At 72.0% G+C, this 11,565-nt stretch carries 9 protein-coding genes; 3 read left to right on the top strand and 6 right to left on the bottom strand.

From position 1 onward, the window contains the following. Nucleotides 1-5: 5 nt before the first annotated feature. The 3 genes from OG959_RS11610 to OG959_RS11620 form a co-directional block, all read right to left on the bottom strand. The gene (locus tag OG959_RS11610) at nt 6-374 is read right to left on the bottom strand and encodes a WhiB family transcriptional regulator (protein WP_093549938.1); all 369 of its coding nucleotides are present in this window, start codon (nt 372-374) and stop codon (nt 6-8) included. Nucleotides 375-546: 172 nt separating this feature from the next. Continuing rightward, nucleotides 547-879: a hypothetical protein gene (locus tag OG959_RS11615; RefSeq protein ID WP_148020610.1), complete on the bottom strand. Its 333-nt coding sequence runs from the start codon at nt 877-879 to the stop codon at nt 547-549. A gap of 165 nt (nt 880-1,044) precedes the next feature. Beyond that, on the bottom strand, nt 1,045-3,234 hold the full coding sequence (locus OG959_RS11620) for an ATP-dependent DNA helicase UvrD2 (RefSeq protein WP_326658076.1): 2,190 nt from the start codon (nt 3,232-3,234) through the stop codon (nt 1,045-1,047). Between the two features lie 230 nt (nt 3,235-3,464). Between OG959_RS11620 and OG959_RS11625 the strand changes: the two genes are divergently transcribed. Both OG959_RS11625 and OG959_RS11630 read left to right on the top strand, forming a co-directional pair. After that, entirely contained in the window at nt 3,465-3,707 is a 243-nt protein-coding gene (locus tag OG959_RS11625) for a mycoredoxin (protein WP_148020608.1), read from the top strand. 134 nt (nt 3,708-3,841) lie between these two features. Further along, nucleotides 3,842-4,654, top strand: a complete 813-nt coding sequence (locus OG959_RS11630) for a phosphotransferase (RefSeq protein ID WP_326658077.1) — start codon at nt 3,842-3,844, stop codon at nt 4,652-4,654. Nucleotides 4,655-4,672: 18 nt separating this feature from the next. Here the strand turns inward: OG959_RS11630 and nudC are convergent, their stop codons facing one another. From nudC to OG959_RS11645, 3 genes are read right to left on the bottom strand one after another with little or no spacing between them, the layout of a single operon-like run. After that, nucleotides 4,673-5,617 (bottom strand): NAD(+) diphosphatase, encoded by a 945-nt coding sequence (gene nudC, locus OG959_RS11635; RefSeq protein WP_219572277.1) that lies wholly within the window; start codon nt 5,615-5,617, stop codon nt 4,673-4,675. A 44-nt stretch (nt 5,618-5,661) separates the two neighbouring features. Next, entirely contained in the window at nt 5,662-7,056 is a 1,395-nt protein-coding gene (locus OG959_RS11640; protein ID WP_326658078.1) for a dipeptidase, read from the bottom strand. A 10-nt stretch (nt 7,057-7,066) separates the two neighbouring features. Beyond that, nucleotides 7,067-10,495 (bottom strand): ATP-dependent DNA helicase, encoded by a 3,429-nt coding sequence (locus OG959_RS11645; protein WP_326658079.1) that lies wholly within the window; start codon nt 10,493-10,495, stop codon nt 7,067-7,069. Nucleotides 10,496-10,648: 153 nt separating this feature from the next. On the opposite strand from OG959_RS11645, the gene OG959_RS11650 reads away from it, so the two are divergent. Continuing rightward, complete coding sequence (locus tag OG959_RS11650; protein ID WP_326658080.1) at nt 10,649-11,554, top strand: SAM-dependent methyltransferase; 906 nt, start codon at nt 10,649-10,651, stop codon at nt 11,552-11,554. The last annotated feature ends 11 nt before the right edge of the window (nt 11,555-11,565 follow it).

The following is an 11,565-nucleotide window of genomic DNA, read 5'->3' on the forward strand; positions in this document are numbered from 1 at the left end:
GGCGGTCACGCCGCGACCGGGTTCTTGCGGGGACGGCCACGCGGCCGCTTGCGAGCGACGACGACGCCCTGGATGAAGAGCTCGCCACCCCAGACGCCCCACGGCTCGCGGCGCTCCTTGGCGCCGGCGAGGCAGGCCTCGACGAGCGGACAGGTGCGGCAGAGGGACTTGGCGTACTCGACGTCGGCCGGCGACTCGGCGAAGAAGACCTCGGGGTCGTAGGAACGGCAGGGGACGGGCACGCCGAGGTTCTCGATGGCGTCGTCGAGCGCGGTGAGCGCGGTGAGGGGGATCAAGGTGGAGTCCTCCGTGAGGCCGGGCGGGGGGATCGTGTCGGAAGGCGGTACGGACGGGGCGTGCGCTTCGAGTTGCACGGTGGTGGTGTCCTCGTCTGGTCGTTTCCGGCCTGTTGGCCGGGGGCGGCTGGTACCAGGTCTTGCTTGTCCCGAGGCTCCTTCGCGCTGTCTCGTCCGTTCGGACAAAACAAAAGGGCCGCGGATCCCGAGTGGGGTTCCGCGGCCCTGAAGGCGCCGGTCCGATCGTCGATCAGACTGGATCACTCCAGGGTTCAGGCCCACGGAAGGCCCACATCGTGTGGTGGTGCGTCGTCTTCTTGGCTCCGGCTTCCGCTCCCGCACCGACGGCCGCAAAGGCATAGGCCTGGGCCTGTCCCTTCGCTACTGCTGCTGCCGGTGCCAGAGCCGGTCGCTCATTGCGCTCCCGCACAGGAAGGCCGGCCAGAGGCAGCGGGCTGACGGCGGAAATGCCGGACATACCGGTGCCACGAAGCGAGGAATCCGAAGAGCAGGCGAGGCCGAGCGAGCAGGCGGAGACGACCGAGAGATCGGTCATTTTGTTGGTCTCGATGATGCTGATCACTTCAATCGCCTCCTCTCGGCGTCTCTGGGGACCGGCCGAACCGGTCCTACGTATTCGGATAAGTACAGCACAGGGTCAGGGCTTCAGAGAAGTCGCTGTTCCCGTGGTTAAGAACCTATGGTGATGACTGGGGCGGGCGCAAACTATTTTTTCGACGAGTTTTTCTCACATCTCCTCGTCGGCCGCCCCGGGCTCCTCAATCCCGTCCCCACCTGCGCAAATGTCCAGGACCGCGGCACCGAACCGGCCCAGCTTCCGCGCGCCGACCCCGGAGATCCCGGCCAGTTCGCCCTCGGTGCCTGGCACCGCCTCGGCGATGGCCATCAGTGTCTTGTCGGTGAACACGCAGTACGCGGGCTGGCCGATGTCCTGCGCTCGCGCCGCACGCCAGTCGCGCAACCGCTCGTAGAGCGCTTCGTCCATGTCGGACGGGCAGTCGTCGCAGCGCATCAGCTTCATCTCGCCGGCATCCGTCAGCGTCTTGCCGCAGACCCTGCACAGTGCGGGCCCGCGCCGCTTGCGGCGGGCCACGGCCGGGCGCTCGATCCCGCCGCTGCCGCCTGCCGTCGCCCGGCCGCCGAGCGCCGCCGAACCGGGGCGCAGCCCGTTCAGGAACCGGCTCGGCCTGCGGCCGGCCCGGCCACCGGGTGAGCGGGCCAGCGACCACGACAGCGAGAGATGGAAACGGGCGCGGGTGACGCCGACGTAGAGCAGCCGGCGCTCCTCCTCGATCTGCTCGTCCGTCTTCGCGTAGGTGATCGGCATCATGCCCTCGGTCAGCCCGACCAGGAACACGGCGTCCCACTCAAGGCCCTTCGCCGAGTGCAGCGAGGCCAAGGTGACTCCCTGGACGGTGGGGGCGTGCTGGGCGGCGGCCCGCTCGTCCAGTTCGGCGACCAGGTCGGACAGTGTCGCGCCCGGCCTGGCCTGTTCGAAGTCCTCGGCCAGCCTGACGAGGGCGGCCAGCGACTCCCAGCGGTCGCGCACCGCTCCCGAACCGGTGGGCGGTTCGCTGCTCCACCCCTTGGTGGAGAGCACCGCCCGCACCTCGGAGGGCAGCCCCTCCGCATCGTCCAGCAGGGAGTCGTTGCCCCCCGCCCGGGCCGCTCCGCGCAGGGCGACGCCCGCCTCCCGCACCTCCGGACGGTCGAAGAACCGCTCCGCGCCCCGGAGCTGGTACGGCACGCCCGCGTCCGCGAGGGCCTGCTCGTAGACCTCGGACTGGGAGTTGACCCGGTAGAGCACGGCGATCTCACCGGCCGGGACACCGGCGGCGATCAGATCCCGGATACGGCGTGCGGTGCCCTCGGCCTCGGCGGGCTCGTCCGCGTACTCCAGGTAGGCGGGTTCGGGGCCGGGCTCGCGCTGCGAGACCAGTTCGAGCCGGTGCTCGGCGGCCCGGCCGCGGGCCTGCGAGAGCAGCCCGTTGGCCAGATGGACGACCTGGGGTGTGGAGCGGTAGTCGCGGACGAGCTTGACCACGGTGGCCCGGGGGTGGCGGGTGCGGAAGTTGAGCAGGTGGTCGGGGGTGGCTCCGGTGAAGGAGTAGATCGTCTGGCTGGCGTCGCCGACGACGCAGAGGTTGTCCCGGTCGCCGAGCCAGAGGTCGAGGAGCCGCTGCTGGAGCGGGCTCACGTCCTGGTACTCGTCGACGACGAAGTGCTGGTACTGACGCCGCACGTGGTCGGCGATGTCGTGCCGGTCCTGGAGGATGCCGACGGTGAGGAGCAGCACGTCCTCGAAGTCGATCACCGTGCGGTCGCGCTTCAGCTGTTCGTACATCGCGTAGACCTGGGAGATCTCGGCGGGATCGCGTGGGGCGTCGCGCTGGGACTTGGCGACCACGGCCGGATAGTCGGCGGGCACGGTCTGGGTGACCTTGGCCCACTCGATCTCGCTCGTGACATCGCGCAGCTCGTTGCGGTCGAGCCGGATGCGGCAGCGGGCCGCCGCCTCGGCGACCAGCTGGACCTTGCGCTCCACCAGCCGGGGCAGATCACCACCGACTGCTTTCGGCCAGAAGTACTGGAGCTGACGCAGCGCCGCGGAGTGGAAGGTCCGTGCCTGCACCCCGCCCGCGCCGAGCTGGCGCAGGCGCCCGCGCATCTCACCGGCGGCGCGGTTGGTGAACGTGACGGCAAGCACACTCGTCGGCTGGAGTATCCCCGCGCGCACCCCGTACGCGATGCGGTGCGTGATGGCCCGCGTCTTGCCCGTACCGGCTCCGGCCAGCACGCACACCGGGCCCTGCAGGGCCTCGGCGACCTCGCGCTGCTCGGGGTCGAGCCCGTCGAGGACGGCGTCGGCGGTGTCGGGGACCTGGGGGAAGAGGGTGGAATGCGTTGCTGATGTCACCCCGCCATGCTGCCAGGTCGGAAGGGGCGGCCGCGGAAGTTGTCCACAGGGCAGCTCCGTCCGTCGTACTAATCGGGGGCGGGTCCGGGAATGGTGGCCAGGTCACGTGCGTTCTCCTTCCGTGCGGCAACGCATGTCCCCCGATTCACGTGTGACGGACGAGACGCGCACGCGATGGGGCGGGACGTGGCGGGATTGCCGCGGCCGATGAGACAGAGGAGCGCGAAGACATGCCGGGCACTGTGACGATGTACAGCACCACGTGGTGCGGCTACTGCCGTCGGCTCAAGGGCCAGATGGACCGCGAGGGCATCGCGTACACCGAGATCAACATCGAGCAGGACCCGGAGTCGGCGGCCTTCGTCGAGAAGGCGAATGGCGGAAACCAGACGGTCCCGACCGTGCTCTTCCCCGACGGCTCGACCCTGACGAACCCGAGCCTCGCCCAGGTGAAGCAGGCGCTGGGCGCCTGACCCACTGACGCACACGACCCCCGACCGGCCCGGCGCCGGTTCGGGGGTCTTCGCATGTCCGCCCGCGCGGGGCGGCATGGAGGCCTTCGCGTTGTCCGCCCGCGCGGGACCGGCCCGGCGATAGCGTGATCGGCATGACGACCGAGGACGAGGTGGCCGGCGAGAAGCTGGCCGGCGGCACGGCGAACGCGGGGGCGGTATTCCGCCGGGGTGCGTGGGTGGAGCGTCCGGCGCCGCACCACGCACACGCCCTCCATGCCCATCTCCTCGCGCTGGAGGAGTCCGGCTTCGGCGCGGCCCCGACTCCCGTGGGCCTCACCGCTGACGGCCGTGAGCGGCTGACGTTCGTTACCGGTGATGTGGCGCTGCCGCCGTTCCCGTCCTGGGCGATGACGGCGACCGCGCTCGAGTCGGTGGGGGTCCTGCTGCGCCGCCTGCACGAGGCCTCGGCGGGCATCGCGGTCGACCCGGACGTCGCGTGGCCCCGGGACCTCGCCGACCCTGAGGGCGGAACGGTGGTATGCCACAACGACGTGTGCCCGGAGAACGTCGTCTTCCGCGACGGCCGTGCCGCCGCCCTGATCGATTTCGACCTGGCGGCTCCCGGCCGTCCGCTCTGGGACGTCGCCATGGCTGCCCGCTACTGGGTGCCGATTCTTGATCCGGAGTCCGCGTCCGCCCTGTATCCCGCCGGGCTGGACGCGTCCGCGCGGCTGCGGATCCTCGCCGACGGCTACGGCCTCACGCCCGAGGACCGTGCCGCACTGCCCGGCATGATCGAACGGGCCACGGAAGTCTGCCGGGCGTTCGTCGCCCGCCGCGTGGCCGACGGTGATCCCGTCTACCTCCGCGTGCTGGCCGAGCGCGGCGGGTGGCAGCGCTGGGACCGGGTGCAGGCCTGGCTGTCCGCCCACCGCGAGACGTTCACGGCCGCGCTGCTCGACTGAGCCGGCGGCCCCGCCGGGTCAGCTCGCGCGGACCGGCTTCGGGAGCGGCTTGCCGTACCAGATCTCGATCAGGCGGGCGGCGATCGAGATGCCGAACGGCGGCAGGATCTCGCCCGACTCGAAGGCGGCCGTCAGCTCCTCGCGCGAGAACCAGCGGGCCTCCTCGATCTCCTCGCCGTCGACGTTGATGTCGAAGGTCGTGGCCCGAGCCATGAAGCCGAGCATCAGGCTGGAGGGGAAGGGCCAGGGCTGGCTGGCGATGTACTCGACCTCGCCGACCGTGATGCCCGCTTCCTCGAACACCTCGCGGGCCACGGACTGCTCGATGGACTCGCCCGGCTCGACGAATCCGGCCAGGGTGGAGAACCGGCCCTCGGGCCAGTGGACCTGGCGGCCCAGCAGTGCGCGGTCCTGGTCGTCGGTGACGAGCATGATGACCGCGGGGTCGGTACGCGGATAGTGCTCGGCGCCGCAGGCCTGGCAGCGGCGGATGTGGCCGGCCGCCGCGATGACCGTACGTTCACCGCAGCGCGAGCAGAAGCGGTGCAGCCGCTGCCAGTTCTCCAGCGCCACCGCGTGCACCATCAGCCCGGCGTCGCGGGCGCCGAGGAGCAGGCCCGCCTCGCGCAGGCCCGCCGGGCGCGCCGACTGGTCCATGCGGCCCGGCAGCGTGTCCTTCTGGAGGGCGAAGTAGCTGACCCCGTCGTCATCGGTGCCGAGGAAGTAGCGGTGGGTCTCGGTGACCGGTGCCTCGAAGGCGGGGGTCATCACGAGTTCGGTGCCGTCGGCGGTGTCGTCGATCAGCACCTGCCCGCCGGAGACGACGAAGACCCGGGTCGTCGGGTGGCTCCACGCGGCGGACAGCCAGGCCTCGTCGAGGCGGTGGTGCGCCGCGCGGTCGATGCCGCTCGGCGCGGTCAGACCGATGGGCCGGTCCGTGGTGGCGTTGTCGAAGGTGCTCACAGGTGCTTCCTACTCCCCCGGGATGGATCGGGTGTTCAGAGGATTCAGCGGAGTGCGGCTGCCAGTTCGCCCCAGAGGTGGGCGGTGGTCTCCACACCCTTGAACAGCAGGTCGAGTTCGACCTTCTCGTTGGGGGCGTGCCAGCCGTCGGACGGTACGGAGATGCCCAGGAAGAGGACGGGGGCGCCGAGCACGTCCCTGAGGTCGGCGGCGGGTCCCGAGCCTCCTTCGCGGGTGAAGAGGATCTTCTGGCCGAAGGCCCGTCCCATCGCGCGGGCCACGGCCTGCAGCGCGGGGTGGTCCAGAGGCGTGAGGCAGGGGCGGGTGGCCGGGAGGAAGTCGATCCGGTGGCGGACGCCGGCCGGGATGCGGTCCTCGGCCCAGGCCCGGACCGCCTTCTGGACGCGGTCCGGGTCCTGGCCGTCGACCAGGCGGAAGCTGATCTTGACCAGGGCGGAGGACGGGATGACCGTCTTGCTTCCGGCACCCTGGTAGCCGCCGCCGATGCCGTTGACCTCGGCGGTGGGGCGGGCCCAGATGCGTTCCAGCGTGGAGTACCCGGCCTCGCCGGAGGCCGCCTGCGACTTGGCGGTACGCAGCCAGGTGGCCTCGTCGAAGGGCAGTGCGGCGAAGAGTGCGCGTTCGGTGTCGGTGAGTTCGGCAACGCCGTCGTAGAAACCGGGTACGGCGACCCGGCCGTCGGCGTCGTGGAGCGCCGCGACCAGCCGGGCGATCTCCGTCGCGGGGTTGGGGACGGCGCCGCCGAACGATCCGGAGTGGATGTCCTGCGCCGGCCCGTGCAGCTCGATCTCGCACTCGGCGAGGCCGCGCATGCCGGTGCAGACGGTCGGAGTCGTCTCGTCCCACATGCCGGTGTCGGAGACGATTACGGCGTCCGCACCGAGGCGGTCGGCCCGCTGCTCCACGAGGGCGCGGAAGTGCGGCGAGCCGGACTCCTCCTCGCCCTCGACGAGGAGCTTGAGGTGGACCGCCGGGGTCGTGCGGCCGGTGGTGGCCAGATGGGCCCGGACGCCGAGGGTGTGGAAGAACACCTGCCCCTTGTCGTCGGCCGCGCCGCGCCCGTACATCCGGCCGTCACGGATCACCGGTTCGAACGGGTCGGTGTCCCAGCCGTCCTCGCGGGCGGCGGGCTGCACGTCGTGGTGCCCGTAGACGAGGACCGTGGGTGCGTCCGGGTCGTCGGACGGCCACTCGGCGAAGACGGCGGGTGCGCCGTCGGTCTCCCAGATCTCGGTGACCGGGAAGCCGGTCTCCTTCAGCTTGGCGGCCAGCCAGGCGGCGCTGCGGCGTACGTCCCCGTCGTGTTCCGGCTGCGCGGATACGGACGGGATGCGCAGCCACTCGGCGAGGTCGTCGAGGAAGGCTGCGCGGTGCTGCTCGGTGTACGTACGGACGGCGCTGTCCGGGGTGTCGCTCATGACCTTCAGCTTATCCGTCCGTAGGAGGTGGCTCGTCCAGGAGGATCCGCTCCAGTTCCGGGCGGCCCGGGAGGCGGGTGGGGCGGACGCTCTCGCCGCTGCGCACGAAGAGGAAGGTGGCCGTCACGTCGGTGAGCGGCAGCCCGTGCAGTTCGGCCCAGGCGAGGCGGTAGACGGCGAGCTGGAGGGGGTCGGCGGTGTTGGTGCGGCTGGTCTTCCAGTCGACGATCTCGTACGTGTCCCCCGTGCGGTACACCGCGTCGATGCGACCCCGGATCACCCGGCCGGCCAGGGTGATCTGGAACGGCGTCTCGACGCGGTAGGGGGTGCGGCGGGCGTACGGGGTGCGCTCGAAGGCCTCCTTGAGCTCGGCGAGATCGCGCTCGTCGGCGATGTCGGCGTCGCTCTCCTCACCGCCGGGCAGCTCGTCGGGGCCGAGCATGGGCAGCGGCAGCTCCTCGAAGCGGGACTCGACCCAGGCGTGGAAGCGGGTGCCCCGGCGGGCGGCGGGCTGCGGGGGGCGGGGCATGGGGCGGGCCAGTTCCCGGGCGAAGCCGTCGGGGTCGTCGGCGAGGCGCAGCAGCTGGGTGGCCGAGAGCGAGGCGGGCACGATCACGTCGCGCACGGTGGCGCGGGCCCGGCGCAGCTCCCCGGCGAGGGCGTCGAGGTCGCGGTCCCAGGAGGCGAGGGTCCGGGACTCCTCGGGGGTGAGGCGCGCGGGGAGGTGCTCGGGGGCGCGGGCCGCCGGGACGTGCGGGGAGTCGGGGGCCCGGGGCACGTCGTCGTCATCGGGGAAGGGTGCGTCGTCCAGGAAGGGGTCGTCCTCGGGGAACAGCTCGTCGTCCGGGAAGACCTCGTCGAAGGCGGGATCGTCCGGCGGGGACGGCTCCGTCGCCGCGTACACATCGGGCACCGGGCCCGCCGTGGCCAGCGTTTCCAGGTGGGCCATCACCGTGTCCGCGGCGGCCCGGCGACGGGTCAGCGCGGCGGTGTCCAGCGGCAGCGGCCAGGCGTGGTCGGCCGTGGCCTCGCCGAGGGCCGGGTTCTCCTCGCCCTCGGCGGGCTCGTCCGCCCAGGCCTCGATCTCGCCGTAGCCGGCCGCGCAGTGCTCGTACAGCGCGTCCAGGAACGCCGAGGGGCCGCGCGGCTTCTTCTGGCTCGGGCCCCACCAGTGGCCGGAGCCGAGCAGCAGGGTGCGGGGCCGGGTGAAGGTGACGTAGCCGAGGCGGAGCTCCTCGGTGTGCTGGTGCTCCTTCATCTCCGCCTTGAAGTCCTTGAGCCCCTTGGCGTCGAGGGAGTGGAGGACGGGCAGCGTGGCCGTGTCGCCGCGCAGGGCGTGCGGGAGGACCTGGGACTGGGAGGTCCAGGCGTCCCGGGACTGGCCGCTGGGGAACTGGCCGGTGACCAGGCCGGGCACGGCGACGACGTCCCACTCCAGGCCCTTGGACTTGTGGGCGGTGAGGACCTTGACGGTGTTCTCGCCGCCGGGCAGCGCGTTGTCCAGGCCCTTTTCGTACTGCACGGCGGTGCGCAGGAAGCCGAGGAAGGCGAGGAGCGTGGCCTCCCCGTCGACGGCGGCGAACCGGGCGGCGACGTCGAGGAAGTTGGCGAGGGTCTCGCGGCGGCGGGCCGCCAGGGCCTGGGGCGAGGCGGAGAGCTCGACCTCCAGGCCGGTGGTGGCGAGGACCCGGTGCAGGACGTCCATCAGCGGGTCGGACAGCGAGCGGCGCAGGTCGCGCAGCTCGGTGGCGAGGCGGGCGAAGCGGATCCGGGCCTCGGCGGAGAACGGCAGCCGGTCGTCCTGTTCGCCGCCGGAGTCGAGGAAGGTGTCCAGGGCGTCCGCGAGGGAGATCACCTCGGCCGGGTCGATGCCCTCGACGGCCTCGGCGAGCCGGCGGTCGGGGTCGAAGTCGTCGTCGGTGTGGGAGGCGCGGTGGACGAGGAGGCGGGCGCGGCGGCCGAGCAGGGCCAGGTCGCGGGGGCCGATCCGCCAGCGGGGGCCGGTGAGCAGCCGGACCAGGGAGGCGTTGGCCCCCGGGTCCTGGAGGACCTCGCAGACGGCCACGAGGTCGGCGACCTCGGGGAGGTGGAGCAGTCCGGAGAGGCCGACGACCTCGACCGGGATGTCCCGGTCGACGAGCGCGGCCTGGATCTCGGGGAAGTCGCCCGCGGTGCGGCACAGGACGGCGATCTCGCCGGGGGCCTTGCCGGTGCGCACGAGGTGGGCGATGGAGTCGGCGAGCCAGTCGAGCTCCTCGGCGTGGGTGCGCAGCAGCGCGCAGCGGACCAGGCCGTCGCGCTCGGCGCCCGGGGCGGGGCGCAGCGCCTCGACGCCCTCGTGCATGGCGCGCAGGGGGGCGGCGAGCCCGTTGGCGAGGTGCAGGAGACGGCCGCCGCTGCGGCGGTTCTCACTGAGGGAGTAGCGGGCGGCGGGGGTGCCGTCGGCGTGCGGGAAGTGGCTCGGGAAGTCGTCGAGGTTGGCGACGGAGGCGCCGCGCCAGCCGTAGATGGCCTGGCAGGGGTCGCCCACCGCGGTGACGGCGTGTCCGGAGGCGATGCCGTCGGGGCCGCTGCCGAAGAGGGCGGAGAGCAGGAGGCGCTGGGCGACGGAGGTGTCCTGGTACTCGTCGAGCAGGACGACCCGGTACTCCTCGCGCAGGATCGCGCCGACCTCGGGGCGGGTGAGGGCGAGCTGGGCGGAGAGGGCGATCTGGTCACCGAAGTCGAGGAGGTCGCGGCTGCGCTTGGCCTCCCGGTAGCGCCGGGTCAGCGAGAGCAGCTCGCGGCGGGCCTCGGAGGTCTCGGGGATCCTGCGCAGTTCCGCGTTGCTGAGCTTGGCCGTCTCCAGGGTGCGGAGCAGCTCGGTGTCGTACGCCGCGAGCTGTTCCGGACGTACGAGATGTTCGGCGAGCTCGGCGTCCAACGCCAGCAGATCGCTGACCAGGGTGGGGAACGACCTGGTCAGGGCCGGGTACGGGCCGGGTGCCTCGCGGAGCACGCGGGCGGCGAGCTGGTAGCGGGTGGCGTCGGCGAGGAGGCGCGTGGTGGGTTCGAGTCCTATCCGCAGCCCGTGTTCGGTGAGGAGCCGGCCGGCGAAGGCGTGGTACGTGGAGATGCCGGGTTCGCCCGGGGGGTTGTCCGGATCGATCACGTCCGGATCGGTGACCCCGGCGGCGACCAGGGCCTTACGGACGCGCTCGGCGAGCTCGCCGGCCGCCTTGTTCGTGAACGTGAGCCCGAGGACCTGCTCGGGGGCGACCTGACCGGTCCCGACCAGCCACACCACGCGGGCCGCCATCACCGTGGTCTTTCCCGACCCGGCTCCGGCGACGATCACCTGCGGGGCGGGCGGCGCGACGATGCACGCCGTCTGCTCCGGGGTGAAGGGGATCCCGAGAAGCTCCTTGAGCTGCTCGGGATCGGTGATACGTGAGGACACTCCACAGAGGCTAACCGGCCGCACCGACAACCCACGAAGCCGTGAAGGGGCGGCCGGCGGGACCGCGTATCCGTTGTCCCGGTGGGGCGCGGGCCGCGAAGGACCGTCTAAATTGACTGCTTGTCGCATCAACAGCCTTACGAGGACGGTCATATGAGCGCCGACGCACCCGCCCCTGACGCCGCAGAGCTCAGGGCACGCATCGACACGACGAAGGCGCACCCGGCGCGGGTCTACGACGTCTTCCTCGGCGGCAAGGACAACTACCCGGCGGACCGCGAGGCCGCGGCCGCTGCCCTGGCCGCCAATCCCCGCGGGTACCTCACCGTGCGGCACAACCGGGACTTCATGCGGCGGGCCGTCACACTCGCCGCGCAGGCCGGCGTCCGGCAGTTCCTGGACGTCGGGACCGGGCTGCCGACGCAGCAGAACGTGCACCAGATCGCCCAGGCGATCGCCCCCGACGCGCGCGTGGTGTACGCCGACAACGACCCGGTCGTCCTCGTCCACGCGCAGGCCCTGCTCACCAGCGGACCCGAGGGCCACACCGACTACATCGAGGCGGACCTGCGCGACCCCGCCAAGATCCTCGAAGCGGCCCGCCGCACCCTCGACCTCGACCGGCCCGTCGCCCTCGTCCTCGCCGCCGTCCTCCATTTCATCGAGGACGAGGCGGCCTACCCGATCGTCGAGCAGCTCCTCGACGCCCTGGCGCCCGGCAGCTACCTCGTACTGAGCAATCTCAGCTCGGACCTCAACCCCGACCAGGTCGGCCGGATCACGAAGTCGTTCAAGGAGCGCGGGTTCGCGATGGTCCGCCGCACGCACGCGCAGGTCGAGCGGTTCGTGACGGACAACGGGCTGGAGATGCTCGAACCCGGCGTCGTCCCGGTACACCGCTGGCGGCCCGAGGATGTCGTCGACCTGCCCGAGTCCCAGGACCCGGATCCGGAGTTCGTGGCGGGTCTGGACACGCTGGACCGGACGCGCTACCAGGGCATCAACGACGTCACCGACGCCGACGTCAGTGTGTACGGGGTGATGGCCCGCAAGCCCTGACGGCCGCGACG

It is taken from the genome of Streptomyces sp. NBC_00385 (assembly GCF_035917155.1).
Classification (GTDB): Bacteria; Actinomycetota; Actinomycetes; order Streptomycetales; family Streptomycetaceae; genus Streptomyces; species Streptomyces poriferorum.